At 38.2% G+C, this 20,760-nt stretch carries 20 protein-coding genes; 13 read left to right on the plus strand and 7 right to left on the minus strand.

What is annotated here, in order from left to right; genetic code table 11:
* Window positions 1-83 precede the first annotated feature (83 nt).
* The 7 genes from MM239_RS06520 (at window position 84) to hemL (ending at window position 7,012) form a co-directional block, all read left to right on the plus strand.
* Window positions 84-770, plus strand: a complete 687-nt coding sequence (locus MM239_RS06520; protein ID WP_241347398.1) for an SDR family NAD(P)-dependent oxidoreductase — start codon at window positions 84-86, stop codon at window positions 768-770.
* Window positions 771-851: 81 nt separating this feature from the next.
* Entirely contained in the window at window positions 852-1,115 is a 264-nt protein-coding gene (locus MM239_RS06525; protein WP_241296427.1) for a hypothetical protein, read from the plus strand.
* Window positions 1,116-1,138: 23 nt separating this feature from the next.
* Window positions 1,139-1,582 (plus strand): hypothetical protein, encoded by a 444-nt coding sequence (locus MM239_RS06530; protein WP_241347399.1) that lies wholly within the window; start codon window positions 1,139-1,141, stop codon window positions 1,580-1,582.
* Complete coding sequence (locus tag MM239_RS06535; protein WP_241347400.1) at window positions 1,582-2,211, plus strand: flavin reductase family protein; 630 nt, start codon at window positions 1,582-1,584, stop codon at window positions 2,209-2,211. Before MM239_RS06530 ends, MM239_RS06535 begins: the two co-directional genes overlap by 1 nt.
* Before the next feature lie 98 nt (window positions 2,212-2,309).
* A complete protein-coding gene (gene guaA / locus MM239_RS06540) occupies window positions 2,310-3,839 on the plus strand; it encodes a glutamine-hydrolyzing GMP synthase (RefSeq protein WP_241347401.1) in 1,530 nt (509 codons plus the stop codon).
* A gap of 197 nt (window positions 3,840-4,036) precedes the next feature.
* Window positions 4,037-5,707: an ABC transporter substrate-binding protein gene (locus MM239_RS06545; protein WP_241347402.1), complete on the plus strand. Its 1,671-nt coding sequence runs from the start codon at window positions 4,037-4,039 to the stop codon at window positions 5,705-5,707.
* 9 nt (window positions 5,708-5,716) lie between these two features.
* Window positions 5,717-7,012 carry a glutamate-1-semialdehyde 2,1-aminomutase gene (gene hemL, locus MM239_RS06550; RefSeq protein WP_241347403.1) on the plus strand — a complete coding sequence of 432 codons (1,296 nt, stop codon included), beginning with the start codon at window positions 5,717-5,719 and terminating at the stop codon, window positions 7,010-7,012.
* 149 nt (window positions 7,013-7,161) lie between these two features.
* Here the strand turns inward: hemL and MM239_RS06555 are convergent, their stop codons facing one another.
* On the minus strand, window positions 7,162-8,178 hold the full coding sequence (locus MM239_RS06555) for a DUF3667 domain-containing protein (protein WP_241347404.1): 1,017 nt from the start codon (window positions 8,176-8,178) through the stop codon (window positions 7,162-7,164).
* A gap of 95 nt (window positions 8,179-8,273) precedes the next feature.
* Between MM239_RS06555 and MM239_RS06560 the strand changes: the two genes are divergently transcribed.
* The gene (locus tag MM239_RS06560; protein WP_241347405.1) at window positions 8,274-8,627 is read left to right on the plus strand and encodes a Spx/MgsR family RNA polymerase-binding regulatory protein; all 354 of its coding nucleotides are present in this window, start codon (window positions 8,274-8,276) and stop codon (window positions 8,625-8,627) included.
* Window positions 8,628-8,683: 56 nt separating this feature from the next.
* On the opposite strand, the gene MM239_RS06565 is transcribed toward MM239_RS06560, so the two are convergent.
* A complete protein-coding gene (locus MM239_RS06565) occupies window positions 8,684-9,637 on the minus strand; it encodes an NAD-dependent epimerase/dehydratase family protein (RefSeq protein WP_241347406.1) in 954 nt (317 codons plus the stop codon).
* Between the two features lie 148 nt (window positions 9,638-9,785).
* Between MM239_RS06565 and kbl the strand changes: the two genes are divergently transcribed.
* Window positions 9,786-10,982, plus strand: a complete 1,197-nt coding sequence (gene kbl, locus MM239_RS06570; RefSeq protein ID WP_241347407.1) for a glycine C-acetyltransferase — start codon at window positions 9,786-9,788, stop codon at window positions 10,980-10,982.
* Between the two features lie 80 nt (window positions 10,983-11,062).
* On the opposite strand, the gene cdaA is transcribed toward kbl, so the two are convergent.
* Both cdaA and folP read right to left on the minus strand, forming a co-directional pair.
* Window positions 11,063-11,917 (minus strand): diadenylate cyclase CdaA, encoded by an 855-nt coding sequence (gene cdaA / locus MM239_RS06575; RefSeq protein WP_241347408.1) that lies wholly within the window; start codon window positions 11,915-11,917, stop codon window positions 11,063-11,065.
* Complete coding sequence (folP, locus tag MM239_RS06580) at window positions 11,914-12,798, minus strand: dihydropteroate synthase (RefSeq protein ID WP_241347409.1); 885 nt, start codon at window positions 12,796-12,798, stop codon at window positions 11,914-11,916. The genes cdaA and folP overlap by 4 nt, the downstream gene beginning before the upstream one ends.
* 14 nt (window positions 12,799-12,812) lie before the next feature.
* Between folP and MM239_RS06585 the strand changes: the two genes are divergently transcribed.
* From MM239_RS06585 to MM239_RS06595, 3 genes are read left to right on the plus strand one after another with little or no spacing between them, the layout of a single operon-like run.
* Window positions 12,813-13,358 carry a DUF1599 domain-containing protein gene (locus MM239_RS06585; RefSeq protein ID WP_241347410.1) on the plus strand — a complete coding sequence of 182 codons (546 nt, stop codon included), beginning with the start codon at window positions 12,813-12,815 and terminating at the stop codon, window positions 13,356-13,358.
* Window positions 13,351-14,451 (plus strand): BT_3928 family protein, encoded by a 1,101-nt coding sequence (locus MM239_RS06590; RefSeq protein WP_241347411.1) that lies wholly within the window; start codon window positions 13,351-13,353, stop codon window positions 14,449-14,451. Before MM239_RS06585 ends, MM239_RS06590 begins: the two co-directional genes overlap by 8 nt.
* Window positions 14,448-14,978 (plus strand): shikimate kinase, encoded by a 531-nt coding sequence (locus tag MM239_RS06595; protein ID WP_241347412.1) that lies wholly within the window; start codon window positions 14,448-14,450, stop codon window positions 14,976-14,978. Before MM239_RS06590 ends, MM239_RS06595 begins: the two co-directional genes overlap by 4 nt.
* Here MM239_RS06595 and MM239_RS06600 read toward each other — a convergent pair.
* Together MM239_RS06600 and MM239_RS06605 are read right to left on the minus strand one after the other, a co-directional pair.
* Window positions 14,968-16,461, minus strand: coding sequence for an OmpP1/FadL family transporter (locus tag MM239_RS06600; protein WP_241347413.1), 1,494 nt, complete (start codon window positions 16,459-16,461; stop codon window positions 14,968-14,970). The genes MM239_RS06595 and MM239_RS06600 overlap by 11 nt on opposite strands.
* A gap of 179 nt (window positions 16,462-16,640) precedes the next feature.
* Entirely contained in the window at window positions 16,641-18,005 is a 1,365-nt protein-coding gene (locus MM239_RS06605) for a hypothetical protein (RefSeq protein WP_241347414.1), read from the minus strand.
* Between the two features lie 131 nt (window positions 18,006-18,136).
* Here MM239_RS06605 and proS point away from each other — a divergent pair, with 131 nt between their 5' ends.
* Window positions 18,137-19,618, plus strand: a complete 1,482-nt coding sequence (gene proS / locus MM239_RS06610) for a proline--tRNA ligase (protein WP_241347415.1) — start codon at window positions 18,137-18,139, stop codon at window positions 19,616-19,618.
* A 215-nt stretch (window positions 19,619-19,833) separates the two neighbouring features.
* On the opposite strand, the gene MM239_RS06615 is transcribed toward proS, so the two are convergent.
* Window positions 19,834-20,553, minus strand: a complete 720-nt coding sequence (locus tag MM239_RS06615; RefSeq protein ID WP_241347416.1) for a DUF4397 domain-containing protein — start codon at window positions 20,551-20,553, stop codon at window positions 19,834-19,836.
* Window positions 20,554-20,760 lie beyond the last annotated feature (207 nt).

The raw sequence follows: 20,760 nt of genomic DNA on the forward strand, positions 1-20,760 counted from the left end.
TAAAGTTGAAGGTTAATTGAGTGAATAGTTTATGATTAGATTCATGCAGTATTTTAGATCAATTGAAAAATATTAGGCTCATTATGAAGAATAAAAATATAGTGATTATAGGAGGTAGCTCTGGCATTGGAAAGTCTATTGTCGAAATGCTTAAGTCTGAAGGAGCTGAAGTCTTCGAATATTCTAGGAGTATGGTAGGTGATTTTCAACTTGATGTTACGTCTGACTTCAAAGAGATTAAAACATTACCCGATACCATAGATGGTTTGGTGTATTGCCCTGGATCAATAAACTTGAAGCCTTTCCACAGGTTGACAGTAGACCAAGTCAAAGAAGATCTTGAGGTGAACTTTTTGGGAGCAGTGAAGGTATTACAGGCCTGTTTTAAAGGTCTAAAGCAATCTTCAAGCTCTTCAGTGGTGCTTTTTAGTACTGTGGCGGTAAGTGTGGGGATGGGTTTTCATAGCTCCATAGCAAGCTCCAAGGGTGCTGTTGAAGGATTGGTGAAATCATTGGCTGCGGAATGGTCTCCACTAAGCATTCGAGTGAATGCCATCGCTCCATCACTTACAGATACACCACTAGCTGGACAGTTGCTTTCAAATGACGACAAAAGAGAAGCCGCAATGAAGCGTCACCCTTTAGGTAGATTTGGAAAACCTGAAGATTTAGCTGCGGCTGTTTCATACCTTTTATCAGGCAGTTCGTCATGGATGACTGGTCAGATATTGCATATAGATGGTGGTATGTCTTCAGTAAGAGGTGTTTAGTAAGTTTTTACTCAAAACAATTTGTAAATTTGTTTGTAGTAATAGAAGGGTATGTTCCCGAGAGTAACAAGTACAAGTATTATGAAGACTCCACCAGAATCATATTTGATTTTCAAGGAAGAGCTAAAGAAGGCAAGGTTAGAGAAAGAAAAGCTTCAAAAGGAATATGAGTCTCAATTGCAGTCAATGAATAGTGAACTTTCGAGGTTGAAAGAACAAATTGCTGCACAGCAGGAACTGATGAAGACGACTTTAGAGTATGCGATCAGATTAGAAGAAAACTTAGATCACCTCAAAGTAGAAGTCGCTAATGTCCCAAGCCTTAAAAAGAAATCCTTCCACTAATTTAGTAATTTAATTTCTTAGCTATGAATGCTATTGACAACATTATAGGTATCAATGATTTTGAGTTGATATTCGAAGAAAGAGATGCGAAAGTGTTAGCAAATGCTGAAAGTGGTATAGTAATATGTCAGTTATTGACAGATTATGTGCCTATTGATGTCTTCAAAGACATTTTTCTTAGAATTTCAGATGTAATCAAGAAAGGTGGCTATGAAAAATTCATCTTTGATAAACGTTCTCTCAGAGCATTTCATCAACCTAGTATGGAGTGGTATTTTTTAGAATGGAAAAAGCAAATGCTGGAACTAGGACTCCGCCAGCACAGGAAGATTCTGCCAGCAGAAAAATGGTTCGAAAAAATGGTGATGATTGCAAAGGAACAAATCATGAAAAATAATCCTGACCATATTATTGATCAATTAAATATCAAATATTGTGACAGCTTAGATGAAGCAATTGCAAGCTAATGAAGAATTTTAGTAAAGAAAGCTTGCTTCAAGGTGATGCATCATTTAGAAGAGATTTTGTCAATGCCTTGTCGGGATATAAAAGCCTTAATTTAATAGGAACTATAAGCAAGGCAGGTGTAAACAACTTAGCTCCATTTTCTCAAGTGTTTCATATTGGGGCTTCTCCACCACTGGTAGGAGTGCTATTTAGGCCACACACTGTTGAAAGGCATACACTTCAGAATGTTTTAGATACAGATGAGTTTACGCTCAATCATGTAGGTAAATCTTTTTATGAAGAAGCGCATCAAACAGCAGCGAGGTATGAGGGATCGGAGTTTGAAGCTGTAGGTTTAAAAGCTTTGAATAGACCAGAATGCCTTGCCCCATTTGTGAAAATCAGCCCTTTACAAATAGCCTGTAAGCTTATATCAAGTCAGACACTTGAGGTGAATGATACAGTGCTAGTTATTGCATCAATCGAGCATGTTTGGGTAGCAGAAAATGGATTGAGAGAAGATGGTTCCTTGGATTTGGAAAAAATGGAGACAGTCACCGTAAGTGGTTTGGATGAATATTATACTGGTCAAAGGCTAGGTAAGCTCAGCTATCCAAAGCCGGGGAAGGATGTAGAAAAGCTTCTTTAAGATTGCTTTTTTGTGCCCCTTTTAAACAAAGCCAAATTATATTCCGAAAATTTTTCATTTAAACTTTATCAATTGTGATAGGCTGATTACCTTTGCGCATGGCAGAACAGATTTTGATCCTAGATTTTGGTTCTCAGTACACACAACTCATCGCCCGAAGAGTTAGAGAACTAAACGTATATTGTGAAATTCACCCTTATAATAAAGTCCCTGAGCTTACAGAAGCGGTAAAAGGAGTGATTCTTTCAGGAAGTCCATGCTCTGTTAGAGATGAAGGTTCCCCTGATTTGGACTTAGACAGTTTGAGAGGTAAGTTACCACTTCTTGGCGTATGCTACGGTTCTCAACTACTTGCGCAAAAATATGGCGGGGAGGTTTTACCTTCAGAAATCAGAGAGTACGGACGTGCAAATTTATCCCATTTGGACAATCACTACGACTTGTTGAAAGAGTTGACACATGGTTCTCAAGTATGGATGTCGCATGGAGATACGATCAAGACATTGCCTGATGGCTTTGATGTCATCGCTAGTACAGACTCTGTAAAAGTAGCGGCTTTCAAGGTTAGGGATGAAGAAACTTATGGTATACAGTTTCACCCAGAAGTAACCCATTCATCAGAAGGGAAGAATTTACTTAGAAACTTCGTCGTAAATATCTGTGGATGTTCACAAGACTGGACCTCTGATGTTTTTATAGATGCTACAGTTGAAGAACTGAAATCAAGAATTGGTGGCGATAAAGTGGTAATGGGATTGTCTGGAGGTGTTGATTCATCTGTGGCAGCTACCTTGATACACAAAGCAATAGGCAGTAACCTTTATTGTGTATTTGTGGACAATGGACTATTGAGAAAAAATGAGTTTGAAGAAGTACTTCATTCTTACAAAGATATGGGTCTCAATGTGATTGGAGTTGATGCAAAGCAAAGGTTTTATGATGCTTTGGAAGGGCTTACTGACCCAGAGGCAAAGCGCAAAGCTATTGGAAGGGTATTTATTGAAGTCTTCGATGATGAATCAAACAAGCTCGAAGGTGTCAAGTGGCTCGGCCAAGGAACGATCTATCCAGATGTAATAGAGTCTGTTTCTGTGAAAGGTCCTTCAGCAACGATCAAATCTCACCACAATGTTGGTGGATTACCTGATTTTATGAAGTTATCAGTTGTAGAGCCTTTGAACACTTTATTCAAAGATGAGGTAAGAGAAGTAGGAAGGGCTTTGGAGATTCCTGAAACGATTGTAGGTAGACATCCATTTCCAGGTCCAGGCCTGGCAATTAGAATCTTGGGAGATATTACTGCGGACAAAGTGAAAACCTTACAAGAAGTAGATTACATATTTATTCAAGGTTTGAAAGATCATGGATTGTATGATCAAGTATGGCAAGCTGGAGCTATATTACTCCCAATCCAATCTGTAGGCGTGATGGGTGATGAGCGTACCTATGAAAGAGTGGTTGCATTGCGAGCAGTAGGTTCTGTGGATGGTATGACCGCTGATTGGATACATCTTCCGTATGAGTTTTTAGGTAAAATTTCCAACGAAATCATCAATAGAGTAAAAGGAGTAAATAGAGTTGTTTACGATATCTCCTCAAAACCACCAGCTACGATTGAGTGGGAATAGCACTTAAATTAAATTTTTGATAGAAACTCCTCTTTGTTCCTTTGTTTTAAATGGGGTTCAAAGAGGAGTTTTATTTTTCATAGTTCAGTCAGTGGCTAATAGTATGACAACATTAGCTTTTCTTTTGGATGAAAATGGATTAAATTCGTGTCCCGTTCGAAGAGGAATGATATTTGTCAGTTAACTCCAAAAAAATCATGAAGCAAGTTTTTCTATTGACCTTCATTATGGTCTCTTTTTTTGCAAATTCCATTGCCCAAGATGCATTAAATAATTACAATAGGGCAAAGACGCTATTAAGCTATGGGAATTATAAAGACGCAATGGAGCTACTTAGGCCATATATGGATGAAAAGCAATATGGTGATTTGTCAAAGTATGCTACTTTTTATTTTGCTCAGTCCGCATTTATGAATAAGCAGCCAAACTTATCTAAGGCAACTATTGAGTCTTTGCTAAACCAATCTACTTGGGATAAAATAGATGATGCCAAGTACTTGATGGCTTTGATACATTTCGAAGAAGGCAATCACGTAAATGCATTGGAACAAATTCTTGAAATTAAAGACGATAAAGTCAAGCAGCATGCTGAAAATGCCTCGTACAAGTATTTGTCGGATGTTTCTTTAAGTTATTTGGCTGGGAATCTTAGGAAATATGAGTCTAATCGTGGTTTTGTATTGTCTCTAAAGGAAAAACTGGAAAGTCAGACAGTAATGTCTTCGACTGATAGATCTATTTACAACCAGATCAAAAATGTAGAGCTAGGTAGTCAGACAACGCCAACCAAAAGTAATACTAGTAAAAAGGATGATGTTTTAGATGTAGCAGTGGTGTTGCCTTTTTCACAATCTTCGGGAGCACAGTCAGCTAGAATCAATACTTCGAATTTTATTTTTGAATTGTATCAAGGAATTTCTTTCGCTTTAGATGAGGCCAAGCGTAAAGGGGTAAAGGTGAACGTGAAAGCCTTTGATACCCAACGTAATATTGCCAGAATGAAGAACATCTTTGCTGATCCTTTTTTTGACAAGGCAGACGTAATTATTGGGCCACTTTATCCAGACGAAGTTGATATGATGAGCCCTTTTGCCGAAGGTAAAGGGATTCCTTTTATCAATCCACTTTCAAATATCGATGATAAGCTAGAGAATTTCGAATATGCTTATTTGTTCAGGCCTTCTATTGGCGCCATATCAAATGGGATATTGGATTTTGCCCGCAAGGAAGTGAGCGGCAGGCGCATAGCTGTCGCTTATACTTCGGCCACGAGAGATGAAAGCCTTGCAAAGCGACTCTCGGATCAGGCAAGTAGCAAAGGGTTTCAAATTGTTAATTTTGAAAAAGTTGATGAAAGGTCCATTAGAGGATTTTTCGACAAAGTAAACCTAAAGAGAGGGGGAGGGGCTCCTGCCGCTGATATGATTGTGATTTTGACAGATGATCCTAATATAGCTTCACCTACTTTTCAGTTAATGGAATCTATTTCTAGAGATATTCCAGTGCTGGTGATGGACAGTTGGTTGTATTTTAACTTTGCTAACTATGAGATGATCCAGCAAGACAATTTTCATTTTATCTCTAACAATACTGCGAAACTTGGGAGTAAGGAGTTAGAAGATTTTAGAGAAAGTTTTTTTCAAAAATATCATATATACCCTTCATTGAATGCGCATCTTGGCTATGAATTGATGTCATGGCTGTCGAATACATTGAACATTTCATCTGGTTTTGATTTTAGAAAAAGTTTAGACCAGGCAAGTGGAGTAGGGGGTAAGATTACCTATGGCTTAGATTTCAGAGAAAGTAAAAACAATCGCTATGTCCCTGTTTTACACTTGGGAGATGGTGTTTTAGATGTTAAATAAAAGAATCACATGCAGATCAATAAGAGCAAATCTTTATTCGAAAAGGCACAAGACTTCATCCCTGGTGGGGTAAACTCTCCTGTGAGAGCATTCAGAGCAGTAGGAGGAAATCCAATATTTATAGAAAGAGCAGAGGGCGCACATATTTATGATGCTGATGGCAATAGTTACATAGAGCTGATCAATAGCTGGGGACCAATGATCCTTGGGCATAATCACCCTATGATCAAAGAGGCCGTGATCAAAGCAATGGAAAACGGAACTTCTTTTGGGGCACCCACAGCAAGAGAAGTTGAGATTGCCGAATTGATCACCAAGATGGTTCCATCTGTAGAGAAAGTTAGAATGGTAAACTCTGGTACTGAAGCTACCATGTCCGCAATCAGGGTGGCTAGAGGCTATACTGGAAGAGATAAGTTTATCAAAATGGAAGGTCATTATCATGGACATGGAGATTCTTTCCTGATAGCGGCTGGATCTGGTGCCATTACCATGGGTAACCCAGATTCTCCTGGTGTGACTAAAGGCACAGCGAAAGATACCTTATTAGCGCCTTACAATGACCTGGAGGCCATAGAGCAGCTTATCTCGGCCAACAAGGGTGAAATAGCAGCTTTGATACTTGAGCCAGTACCGGGTAATATGGGGTTGGTTTTACCTAAAGCTGGCTACTTAGAGGGCTTGCGAAAAATTTGTGATAGAGAGGGTATAGTATTGATCTTCGATGAAGTGATGACGGGCTTTAGGTTGGCAAAAGGTGGTGCTCAGGAACGATTTGGAGTGGTTCCGGACATGACGACACTGGGGAAAATCATCGGTGGAGGAATGCCTGTAGGTGCTTATGGCGGGAAAAAGGAAATCATGGAATTTGTATCTCCTGCTGGTCCGGTTTATCAAGCGGGTACTTTGTCTGGTAACCCTATTGCAATGGCTGCGGGCTTAGCTATGTTAAAGCATCTTGATAGCAATGATGAGGTTTATAAAGAACTTGATGCTATAGGGGGCAAGTTAGTTAAAGGTATTAAATCTTCTTTGCTAAAGTATCAGCTTGATTTTTCTATCAACCATGTTGGTAGTATGTATAGCTTGTTTTTTACGAATCAGGAAATAGTGGATTTTGAAACAGCGAAGCAATCTGATACGGCTGTTTTTGGTAAGTACTTTCAGGCTATGCTTCAAAGAGGAGTGTACTTGGCACCTTCCCAATTCGAAAGCCTTTTCCTCTCCACGGCTTTGACCGACCACCTGATTGAGCAAATTTTGACTGCCCATGAGGAGTCGTTGATTCAGGCTTTAGGTTTGTAAAGTTTTCAGTAATTTGATAAAGGAGGTGATTTAATAAGCCTCCTTTATTTTATGCTTTTATTATTTTTCTATAAGTTTTTTTTAGAAATAGATTGGCTATGGAAAGTCTCTTGTTTACTGTATAATCATTCATAATAAGGTACTATCCCTTACATAAGAAGTAAAGTGATATATAGCTCAGTCATGAGCCCAAGTGATAAAAATGTGATGTAAATATGCCCCAATATGAAAAACTTGATCATTGTCTTTATCCAACTTTGTTTGTAGATATTCTTAAACGACAAAAAAGAATACACCGATACTATAGTGAAAGTGATGGTTACTACCCAGCCCGAGCTGAAATTCAAATTGGTGATCCCCAGTATCCCTAGTCCATAAATCAAATAAGCAAAAGTGTGCAAGTGCAAAGCATGCACCATGTGTTCTACAAAGTATTTGTCAGATCGAATATAAAGTAACATTAGAATTCCTGCAAAAATGGGTAACAAAGCAAACATCATCAGCGGTAAGTTTCTAGCTACACCACTGATAAATAAATTGGAGTTTGCAATGAATGCCCTTTGTTTTTCAGTGCTTATGATATTCCCTATACCCCAAGATGACTCTTGAAGTGATTGTTCGAATTCTGCCATACTAACATCGCTATCTTGAGCGAGTATTTTTAGCTCTTTCCATTTTGTTTTTGAGGACTTTGATTCCTCTGGATTTTTTGAAGCTGTCTCTATTTCTTCAGCTAGGGCAAGCCCCTCCTCTTCAGTTAACTTATTTTTCTTTTTATTCCCTTCATTAATACTGATGAAATCATCATCTATAAACCTATCGTTGCTCAGAAATGTGTCCAGCATGTTTTTTGGTATGATTAGGCTAAAGATGAAGAAATAGAATAGTGAAAAAATGAGATACAACCGTATGGGATGTATGTACTTTTTTCTTTTGCCTTCGCTGAAAACTAAGGTCAGACTCCCAGGTTTGAATAGTAATTTTGGTAGTGTGCGAAAGAAGGTGGAATCAAAGTTGATATAGTTTGAGAAGAAGTCTGATATGAAGATGCCAATTGACACCCTTTGGTCTTTGTTTTCTTGTCCACAGCTTGGGCAGAAATTCTCATCATTTAGCAAGGATTCCCCACAATTGAGACAATGATCTAGCTTTCTCGACTTTTTCACTTTATTAAATTTTGAAAGTAAACATACCAATTCCCTTTTGAAATCAATAAATTAGTGACTCGAAATTTTCACTCAAAAATTAAAAAAATAGGAATATGCAACTAAGAGTTTATGGTATCAAGAACTGTAATACGATGAAAAAGACTTTTGAATTCTTGGATTCTGAAGGAATTGACTACGAGTTTGTAGATTATAAGAAACAAGCTCCAGATGCATCCTTATTAGTGAAGTTTGCTGATAAAGTTGGATTTGAGTCACTGATCAATAAAAAGGGGACAACTTACCGAAAGCTTGACGATGCAGATAAAGAGAAAATGGAGTCTGAAAAATCAGCTTTGGCAGTACTCGCTGAAAAAAGCTCCATGATCAAAAGACCAATTGTTGAATTCCCAAATGGAGAGTTGGTTTTAGGTTTTGAACCTGAAAAAATTAAAGAAGGTCTAAAGTAATATTAAACAAGGGAGTAAAGCTTTGCTCTACTCCCTTTTAACGCTATTCCCTTTTATTAAAAATTGACCAAATATGCTGGCAAGTTCCTGAGAATGTCTGCTGTCATTTTTTTCAAATCATAATCATGTTTCCATCCCCAATCTTCCCTTGCCCTTGTATCATCTATGCTATCTGGCCAGCTGTCAGCAATAGCTTGCCTAAAATCGGGTGAATAGGAGATCGTAAAATCAGGATGATGAGTTTTGATGCATTGATAAATTTCTTCCGGCGTAAAACTAATGGCTGCCAGGTTATAGCTGGATCTTATTTTTACGTTTTCTTTAGGTGCGTGCATCAGGTCTAGTGTTGCTTTGATCGCATCAGGCATATACATCATAGGAAGTGCAGTGTCAGCACTTAAAAAACAATCGAAATGCTCTCCTGCTATTGCCTTGTGGTAAATGTCAACTGCATAATCTGTGGTTCCACCTCCTGGAAGTGACTTGTATCCTATCAATCCTGGATACCTCAAGCTTCTTACGTCTACTCCGAATTTTTGAAAATAGTATTCACACCACCTCTCACCAGCTTGTTTGGATATACCATACACTGTATTTGGCTCTTTGACGCAGAATTGAGGGGTATTAATTTTAGGAGTATTGGGGCCAAAAACAGCAATTGAAGAAGGCCAGTAAATTTTGTCCATTTTGAACTCCATAGCCAGTTCTAATACAAATAGTAGGCTGTCCATGTTGAGTTGCCAGGCAAATCTTGGATTTTTTTCTCCTGTGGCTGAAAGAACAGCCGCCAAGTGATAAATTTGTTTGACATTTTGGTCTTTGATAAGTTTTCTTACCGCATCTTGATCCATGATGTCCAATACTGCGGTCTTACAGTATTCAAACTTTTCTAATGCTTTCGGGTTAAGGTCAGAAGCGATGATGTTGTCACCTCCGTATTGCTGGGATAGGGTGAATGTGAGCTCTGAACCCAGCTGTCCAGCTGCTCCTATTATAAGAATTCTTTCCATTTTGAAACTTTCAATCTATAAGGTTTTCTAGACCCTCTAGCTTTTGATATATTTGGGTATCGATTGGAACAAAATTAATGATTTCAATTGATGATTCTTATTTAATTTCTTTTGAATTGTCATGAATTTAGAATAAAAACAAAATTATATGTTTGAAACCTTAAAACCCAAATTAGAACAAGAGTTAAAAGAGATTCAAGAAGCAGGTTTGTTCAAAAATGAACGTGTAATCACCTCGCCTCAATCAGCCAGAATTACCATAGCTGGAGGAAAAGAAGTGCTGAATTTCTGTGCCAATAATTACCTAGGACTTTCTTCACACCCAAGGGTAATCCAAGCAGCTAAAGATGCCATCGATAGTCATGGGTTCGGAATGTCTTCGGTGAGATTCATCTGTGGAACTCAAGATATCCATAAAACATTAGAGCAAAAGATTTCAGAATTCTTAGGTACAGAAGATACTATCCTTTATGCTGCTGCATTTGATGCTAATGGTGGTGTATTTGAGCCTATACTTGGTCCTGAAGATGCGATTATATCTGACGCACTGAATCATGCATCTATCATTGACGGAGTAAGGCTGTGTAAGGCGATGAGGTTCAGGTATCAACACAATGATATGGAGGACTTGGAAAAGCAACTTCAGGATGCCGAAGCCAAAGGTGCTGTGAACAAAATCATTGTTACGGATGGGGTATTCTCTATGGATGGAACCATAGCTCAACTTGACAAGATAGTAGCTTTGGCAGAAAAGTATAAAACACTTGTGATGTCTGATGAATGTCATTCTACGGGATTCTTGGGTAAAACTGGTAGAGGTGTACATGAACTCAAAGGTGTAATGGGTAAAATCGATATCATTACAGGTACCCTAGGAAAAGCACTTGGTGGCGCTTCGGGAGGTTTTACATCAGGCAAAAAAGAAATCATTGAGATCCTTAGACAGCGCTCCAGACCTTATTTATTTTCTAATACCTTGGCTCCATCTATCACTGGTGCTTCTATTGAAGTGTTTAACTTGCTCACAGAGACCACTGAGTTGAGAGATAAGCTTGAATCGAATACAACTTATTTTAGAAAGAAAATGACAGAAGCTGGATTTGATATCAAACCTGGTGAGCATGCCATAGTTCCTATAATGCTATACGACGCTGTACTATCACAGAAAATGGCGGAAAAACTTCTCGAAAAAGGGGTCTATGTAATAGGTTTCTACTATCCTGTGGTTCCAAAAGGTCAAGCACGTATCAGGGTTCAAATATCAGCAGGACATGAGCAATCTCATTTAGATCAGGCAATTGAAGCTTTTGTAACTGTCGGAAAAGAGTTAGGAGTCATTTCTTAATTGTTTCCTAGAGCAAAGACAATAAAAAAGAGGCCTTATATAAAGCCTCTTTTTTATTGTCTAAATTATCTTTGAAAGTATTAGCTAGTTTTCAACCTGTTTCTTTGATAAGCTGTGATGGGTTCAAATTTATCATCTATGTCCACACCAGTGAGGTAATCATTGATAAATTCCCTTACTTCTTGAAATGAAAGGTTATGCAGAATTTTTCCGTTTTTTGCCAAAGAAATTTGTCCAGTTTCTTCTGATACAATCAAAACCAAAGTATCTGTAGCTTCCGACATACCAATTGCTGCTCTATGCCGTAGGCCAAATTGCGCCGGAACATCTCTTTCAGTGACAGGAAGGATACATCTTGCAGCCTTTACTTTACCATTGTAAATGATCACCGCACCATCATGAAGTGGGCTGTATTTATTGAATATGGATATTAACAATCTTTTAGAGACTACAGCATCCATATAGTCCCCACTTTCTGCGTAAAACTTCAGCTCAGAGTTTCTTGAAATTACCATCAAGGCTCCCATATTTGTTCCAGAGAGAGATTTTGAAGCATCAATGATGGGATTAATGTTGAATACTTGGGTTTCTCTTTTTCTCCAGAATAGAAGTTCTTGCAAGATGTTTTCATTGGACAAAAATGAAGACTTACCTATAATCAACAAGAATTTCCGGATCTCAGGAGCGAAAATGATAATAGCTGCAATCACACCTACGCCCATAAATTGTCCTAAAATAATAGATAGCAGTTCCATCCTTGCTGCACTTACCATCAAGTATATCAAGTATATAGAAAGGAAGCCTAAGAAAATCTTGATGGCAACACTTCCTCTCAAAAGTTTATAAACTTGATATAAAAGCATACTAACCAAGGTAATATCTATGATATTGACGATGGAAATTTCTAAAAATCCTATTTTAAATAATAAACTCAAGTGTATAGTTGTTTGAATAAAGTTATGGTTTCTTTGGCTTCTTTTACATCGTGAACTCGCAGAATATTAGCGCCATTTAGCAACGCAGCCATATGAAGTGCTGTGGTGCCATTCAGTGCAAGACTTGGGTCAATATTCAGTATTTTGTAAATCATCGACTTTCTAGACAATCCTATCAAAATCGGGATTTGCATACTCTTAAAATAATATAAATTCTTAAGAATACAATAATTTTGTTCAAGTGTTTTTGAAAAACCTAGACCTGGGTCAAGTATTACATCATTAATGCCAGCTTTGATACATTGGTTCAGTTTTTTTGAAAAAAAAGTCATCAATTCTAAAACAATATCTTCATAGCTTGTCAAATCCTTCATGTTTTTGGGATTACCTCTCATATGCATGGCAATATAGGGAACTTTCAATTTGCCAACTGTCGGAATCATTTGCTCATCTAATTCACCTGCTGATATGTCATTTACCATTGAAGCGCCCATATTTACAGCTTCCAAAGCAACTTTTGAGCGGAATGTATCTACGGAAATCAAAATATCAGGAAATTCTTTTCGAATCGCAGTGATTGCTGTAACTACGCGGTTTATTTCTACAGATTCAGGAACATCATCTGCACCAGGTCTACTGCTGTAGCCTCCAATATCCAATATGTCAGCCCCTTCATTTATCATTTTAGAAGCTGCATTAAGTATAGCCGCTTCATCAAATGCTACTCTACTTTTTTCATGAAATGAGTCTGTGGTGATGTTCATGATACCCATTACCCAGGGTTTATCCAATAAAAATAGCTTTCCTCTACTATGAAGTGTTATTTTTGGAGGAAATAATTTATCTTCGATTTCCGAAGAAGAAGAGAATAAGTTGTTCATTAAATCAAACTACCTTGAAAACGCAAACTGTCAGCGAATATAATCAAGTTATTGGCCTTTGTAAAGAACTTTTTAAGAAGAAAACAATAGATTATGGTACGGCGTGGAGAATCTTGAGGATTCCATCGATCACAGACCAGATTTTCATTAAAGCACAACGTATTCGATCTATACAAGAGAAGGGAACCCAAAGAGTTGATGATCCGATTTCGGATGAGTTTGTGGGAATCATCAACTACTGTATAATAGCCCTTATTCAGATTTCTCTAAAAGATGATGATCGAATGGAGCTAAGTTATGAAGAGCTAGCTCCTATGTATGAGCACTGGGTATATGCCACTAGGGGTTTGTTAGAAAATAAAAATCATGATTATGATGAAGCATGGAGAGATTTGCGCGTTTCATCGATGACGGATATTATCCTTATGAAACTTTACAGGGTAAAACAAATTGAAGATAATGCAGGCAAGACCTTGGTGTCCGAAGGTATAGAAGCCAACTATCAAGATATGATCAATTATGCTATTTTTTGTCTTATAAAATTACAAAACCATGCTTAAAGACTTGCTATTGCGTCTCATCCGCTTATTAGTAGGCGGTCTTTTCATCTTTTCTGGCTTGATCAAAGTAAATGATCCAGTCGGTACAGCTATTAAGCTTGAGGAGTATTTTGATGTTTTTTCCTATGATATTGCTGGATTTTTTGAAATATTCAAGCCTTGGGCTTTGGAGATTGGCGTAGTAATGGTCGTGGCGGAAGTGGTGTTAGGAGTGATGCTGATAGTAGGGTTCAAGCTTAGATTTACTGTCTGGGCTCTGGGTTTGATGATTTTATTCTTCACTTTCCTTACCTTCTATTCAGCATATTTCAATAAAGTCACAGATTGTGGATGTTTTGGTGATGCTATCAAGCTAACTCCATGGGAATCATTTTACAAAGATATTGTCCTTCTGGTCATGATTCTTATCCTTTTTCTTTCTAGAAAATCACTTAAAGATAATCGAGCAAATTGGGCTTTATGGACAGCTTTGTTTTCTTTGGTGTTTTCTATTTCAGTGGCAATTTTAGCTATTAGAAACCTGCCTTTTATAGATTTCAGGGCCTACAAGGAAGGGGTGAATATCCCACAAGCAATGCAACCTTCAGCACCACTTGAGTATAGTTATGTCATGCAAAAGGATGGTAAAGAAGAGATTTTTGATCAATATCCCTCTGATGAAGCTTATGAATTTGTTGAATTGAAACTCAATAATGAGGAGGCATTGCCAAAAATATCTGATTTTGCCGTTTGGAATGAGGATGGTGATTATACAGAAGAAATCCTTTCAGGTAAGAAGGTTGTTATTTTAGTGACAAACCTTTCCAAAGTGAAAGATGAAAATATCGACAAAATTGATTTAATGATTTCTGGATTGAAGGACGCTGATATAAAAATAGTGTTTGTAGCGGCCTCTTCCCAACCTGATATTGACACATTCTTAGAAAGAAAGAATTGGGAAGTTGTAGGTTTTCAAGCGGACGCCACTGTGGTGAAGACGATCATGCGATCTAATCCAGGAGTGATGCTTCTAAATGAGGGTACTGTGATACGTAAATATCACTTTCGCAATACTCCTAATTCTGAAGATGTAAAAGAAGTTTTGGGAGGATGAGACAAGCTCTTAAAATTATACTAGTCGGGATGCCTGGCTCAGGGAAATCTACTTTTGGAAAAACCTTAGCAAAATCGCTCAACTTTGCCTTTATTGATCTTGATCAATATTTAGAGAAAAGAGAAGGTAAAGAGATCAAAGAAATCTTTGAAGAGCAGGGTGAAGGTGTGTTTAGAGAATTAGAGACTTCCTGCCTAAATGAAGTTCTGAATCAAATTGAGGGATTTGTGTTGTCCACTGGTGGTGGAACACCTTGTTTTAATGGCAACATGGATTTGATCAATGATCATGGTGTGTCTGTTTACCTAGATGTGTCTTTAGAAACTATCTACAATAGACTGACCAAAGATGATGCTGGACAAAGGCCTTTGTTCTCAGGCATGGATGCAGGTGAGATTACCTTAAAGCTAAAGGATCTCTTGTCTTCAAGAGGTACTTATTATGACCAAGCAAAAATAAAGCTCAGTGGAGATGATCCTTCCACTGAGCTTTTGTTGGCTGAAATGATGAATTACATTAGAAATTAAATCCTAATGTAAGCATGCCCTGAGTCATGTTGTTCCTTGTCTCGGTGAAGGGGCCTACATTTTGATTGGAACTGTTAATGATTGCATATGAATTATAAAGGCTTTCAGATCTAGAGTTGATCAATGCAAAGTCTATATACATTTTTCGAAGTCTTACACCAATACCACCAGTGATTCTTTGCATACTTCTATCAAATGATTCGTCTGTAGTTGGGTCTCCATAGAAACCATACCCGCCTCTTAATCTCCAAATATCAAATCTATATTCGCCACCGACCCTGAAGTTGAATGTAGAGCCTAAGAATGTATTGATGTCCGCATTGTCAAAGGATGTGTCAAAATCTCTAGAGTTTAATCTGTTTTGGCTGTAATCGACATAATCTACATCAGCAGTTAAGAAACCATTTTTACCTATGAAAACAGTACCACCGGCGCTTAGTATAAGGGGTGTACTTAAGGTTGTCGTACTTACTTCCAAGTCAGAATTCGCTCTTTCGGTGAACTGCAATTGGCCATTTTCATTAAAAAACTCGCCAATGATGTTGGCATCCACTTCTTTGTTTAGTCTGTACCATGTAGGACTTTTGAAGTTCAAACCAAGGTTTACCGTCTCAACAGGTTTGTAAATTAAACCTGCAGTTAAGCTTGCTCCAAAGCCATTGATTCTGGTATTGTCTTCTATGGAATAAAGTAGTGAACGTACTCCGTTTCCGTCCAAGAACTCCTCGCCATAAATCCTGTTTTGGAAAAAATTCACCGATTGGATGCCAAGACTTGCTCCTATAAATAGCTTATTGTCAAAATTGGCACCATAGGAAAATGAAGTTTGTGTAATACCACCTTCTGTTATGATCGTTTCATCTGCAAAAGGTTGGCCTATTGCCCATTCAGGATCTCTTATGTATCCATCTGCAGGGCTTCCTTGCACGAGTTCAATATCCAAAACCAAGCCATCTGTAGCTCTTACAGGTGGCTCACCGAAAGCACTGTATTGGTTGATGTAGAAGTCTAAGAGGGAATTCCCGTGTGGTATATCGGAGTAGAAACCAAATTGATTGTTGAAATCAGCTATTCTGTTGAAACTGATACCAAATGTCCCGCCTCTAAATGAACCTGGCTGTAAGTCACCTTTAGGTTTGCTTATTACCAAACTCAGGTTAGGTACGGAAAAATTTGGTGTTCTATCTTCTTGTAATTGGCCTAGAAAATTTGATTGGGCTTGATTCGCAGAAAATGATGGCGTAAAGGAAAATTCAGACCTTCTATAAAACCCAAGGCCAGCAGGGTTGGTGTGTATATTAGAAACATCACCACCTAAAGACATCTGCGCACCACCTAGGGCACTTACGCGTGCCGAACCAGTAGATCGAAATTGACTGAAAAGTTGAGCATCGTCAAGAAAGCTTGTCTGAGCATTCGCATTTGACAAGTTAAACCCACAGGCCAAAGCCCCAACTATCAGTGATTTTTTGATTAATGACATAGGAATAATTTAAGTTAATCACTCAAGCAATTATCAAATATGGTGCTTGATCTGAATTTATTAACGTAATAAATAAAAAAAAGATAATGAGAGATCACAAAATTTTAACTTATAATAAAAAAAGATACCCAAACCTTAGGGCATGGGTATCTTTTTTTTAAAATGAGATAGTTTTAGTATCAACCTCCTCTTCCACCTCTAGAAGAACCTCCTGAGCTAGCTCCGCCTCCTCGGCTACCTCCTCCTACACTTCCACCTCCTACACTACCTCCGGTACTTCTTGATGGAGCACTATAAGTACTTCTGCTTGGAGTAGATGTTCTTGCTGGTTGAGAATATGTATTTCTACTTGGTGCAGTAGATCTTGAATTGTTGTAACTAGGTGATGCTGTGGATCTGCTTGGAGCAGCTGTAGATCCAACTCTAGACCTTGTATTCGAAGGCGCTGCATTTCTGTAAGAAGGAGCTGCAGAACTACTTCCAACTCTACTTGCACCTCTGTCCATTACAGCAGATCTTGTGTTTCTTGAAGAAGGAGCTGCAGATCTTGTTGTAGCTGTAGAACCTGCTCTTGAATTATTATAGTAGTCATTTTGACTTCTTCCAAAATCAGCTCTAGAATTTCTTGAGGAGTTGGCTACTGAAGTACCAGTTCTACTAGTTCCTGTAGCATCTCTTCTTGCTGCTGCTCTTGAAGAACTAGGTGCTGCAGCTACATTACTCGTTCTAGATCTTGCTCCAGTTGCTGCAAGAGAAGAACCTCTTGTTGGTCTAGCGCCACGTACTATTTGTCTATTACCAAACTCATTTCCTGGGATGACATAGATAGGTCTTCCGCCCCATCCCCAGCCTGGAGCTCCCCAGCCCCATCCGCCGCCAGCGAATCCCATTCCTGGCCAGAATGGATCGAAGAATGGATCATAAAATCCACCCATGCCAAAACCTCTTCTCATCATCCATGGATTTCCCCATCCAAATCCACCTCCAAAACCGAAGCCGATAGACATGTTGAAACCTGGTCTAAATCCAAAGCCCATTCCTGGCATCATACCCATTCCAAAACCTGGGCCCCAGAATGGATCATACATTCCCATTCCCATTCCCCAAGGAGAAAATCCTCCCATCATCCATGGGCTCATCATAGGGCCTCCAAATGTATTGAAATTACCTCCAGCGTTGCTGTAATAGTTATTGTAAACATTGATATTCGGATCTCCTCCTGCTGCTACTTGATTGTCATCAAAATATACAGCTTCATCATTGTTAACATTTGAATCAGCTTGATACTTAGCGATATATTCAGGATTTACATTTCGAGCAGAAAAATTTTCTTGTTCAAATTGATCTGAACTTGTTTCTGAAAGTGCTCTAAAATTTTGGGCGTTATTGTTATTTACAGCAAATTCTGTAGCTAACCTAGCGTCAGAGGCCATAAAATAAAGATCATCAGACTCGCCTTGCATGGCATTGTAGCTGGTGCTACAAGACGACAAGGCAACTATAGCTGATGCTCCTAAAGTCAAGAATGTGTTAAATCGTTTCATTTTGTTGTTGTTTACTATCTCCAACACTATTATACGTGTGTTATCTAAGAGGGTTGTTATTTTTGAATTATATTTGCCAACTCTCAATGAGAGACGAATATAAATAGAATTTCCAAATCAACAAATAAATCATGAGCAAAGGATTGCCTAAAAGAAGTGAAGACTACTCTTTGTGGTACAACGAATTAGTGAAGAAAGCTGACCTGGCTGAGAACTCCGCAGTACGTGGTTGTATGGTCATCAAACCTTACGGTTATTCCATTTGGGAAAAGATGCAAGCTGAGCTTGATAGGATGTTCAAGGAAACTGGACATACCAATGCATATTTCCCGCTATTTATCCCGAAATCGTACTTGTCCAAAGAGGCAAGTCACGTGGAGGGGTTTGCCAAGGAGTGCGCAGTAGTGACGCATTACAGATTAAAAAATTCTGAAGATGGAAAGGGTGTAGTTGTAGATCCAGAAGCTAAGCTAGAAGAAGAGCTTATCGTAAGACCTACTTCCGAAACTGTCATTTGGAGTACGTATAAAAATTGGATTCAGTCCTATCGTGATCTTCCTCTGCTTGTGAACCAATGGGCTAATGTAGTGAGATGGGAAATGAGAACAAGGTTGTTTTTGAGGACTGCTGAGTTCTTATGGCAAGAAGGTCACACTGCTCACGCTACCAAGCAGGAAGCTATAGATGAGACTGTTCAAATGCTTAATGTATACGCTACTTTTGCAGAATCATTTATGGCTCTTCCCGTAGTGAAAGGGGTAAAGACACCCAATGAAAGGTTTGCAGGTGCAGAAGATACTTACTGTATTGAGGCCATGATGCAAGATGGGAAAGCATTACAGGCTGGAACATCCCACTTTTTGGGACAAAATTTTGCTAAGGCATTTGATGTGAAATTTGCAACGAAGGAGGGAGGACTCGATCATGTCTGGGGAACATCTTGGGGCGTGAGTACAAGGTTGATGGGAGCTTTGATTATGGCTCATTCCGATGATAATGGTTTGGTTTTACCTCCAAAACTTGCACCTATTCAAGTAGTAATTGTTCCAATATTCAAGTCTGATGAAGAATTAGATAGCATTTCAGAAAAGGCAAAAGAAATAGTTTCAAAATTAAGAAAGCTTGGTGTTTCGGTTCATTTTGATCATAGAGATACACACAAGCCAGGGTGGAAATTTGCAGAGTATGAGCTTAAGGGAGTTCCTTTAAGGATTGCTATGGGTCCAAGAGATCTTGAAAATAACACCATAGAGTTGGCTAGAAGAGATACTTTGACCAAGGAGACTATCAATCTTAATGAAATTGAAATTGATTCCTTTATTGTAGCAAAACTAGATGAAATTCAAACTGCCATTTACCAAAAAGCATATGATTTTAGAACAACTCATACCACTGAAGTTAATTCTTGGGAAGAGTTTCAGGATGTGATTGAAAATAAAGGTGGCTTTGTCGCTGCTCATTGGGATGGGAGCTCTGAGACTGAAGACAAGATCAAAGAACTAACCAAAGCTACAATTAGATGTGTCCCACTTGATCAGAAGGAAGAGGATGGGAAGTGTGTGCTTACAGGTAATGCTTCCAAAGGAAGAGTTCTTTTTGCAAGAGCTTATTAAAATATAGTAATGGAGTATCAATTCTTAAGCTACATAGTTTTAAAACGACTCGTAGTAGTATTAAGAGCATATGAAAATGAAAAGTCCCGAGCATTGAGTTCGGGACTTTTTTTATTTAGCATGTGGTTTTGTCCTAACTTGACACTTTATTAATGAATTAGCAAAGTGCGTTTAATAAACAAGCATTGATTTAAAATATCAAACATGCTGAGAATTTAGTAATTAATAAAGTTGGTTACAAGTTGTAAGTTGAGCTGCTTGTTTACATCAGTTTCTTCACTTTCTAAACCTCTTAGGATTAGGGTGTAAACTCTGTTGTTTCTTAGCTCCACATTATTGGCTGTTATAAGGGTTTCTCCAGTAGTGGTGGAAACCACGCTGATGTTATAACTCTTTGCTTCTACTGCTTCAAAATCTGAATATGATTTGAATTCAGTGTTCTCGAATATTGAAGATTCTTCAGTATCTAATATGATTTCTACATCACCTGCATCAGGAGATAAGTGTACAAACCTTACTTGTGATTGATTTTGATTAAATGAACCCCAGGTATCTTCCACCAGTATGGCCTCGAGGTCATTCGGTATACCCGCTAGGAACATACTATAAACCTTATTTTCTTCAATAGTAAAAGTATCTTCAAATAAAGTGGTCACCGAATTGTATGGTGAAAACTTGAATGTTCGCTCTCCTAAATAGTATCTTAGGTAAGGTAAGGTTTCGGTGAATCGAAAGGGACTGTTTGTAACCCTATTGCTATTGGCAAAGACATCAAGTGCTGCTGTTTCTGGGGCACCATGATAGATTGAGATATGCGCTGAAGGTTCAACAGGTGCGCCGTCATTGTCATTTAGACAGCTGCTTAATCCCAAAGTAACCACAATTGGAGCAAGCAACATTTTCAAAGCATTTTTAATTTTCATTGTAGTATTCATAAGTTGGTTTTTTGAATCTTTCCAATCTCTAGACGGATCATCTTTTCAAAATGCTACATGAATTTCAAAAAAAAGTAAGGGAGGTTTAGCGCAAAAGAAAAATGTGATGCTCCTCTGAGCATCACATAATGTTACATGTTTTGTTGAAATATTTTGATTTTCAGGCTGGTTATAAACTGTTTTAACTTGGGTCAAAGTTTATAGGCA

The organism is Belliella filtrata (assembly GCF_022549775.1).
Taxonomy (GTDB): Bacteria; Bacteroidota; Bacteroidia; order Cytophagales; family Cyclobacteriaceae; genus Belliella; species Belliella filtrata.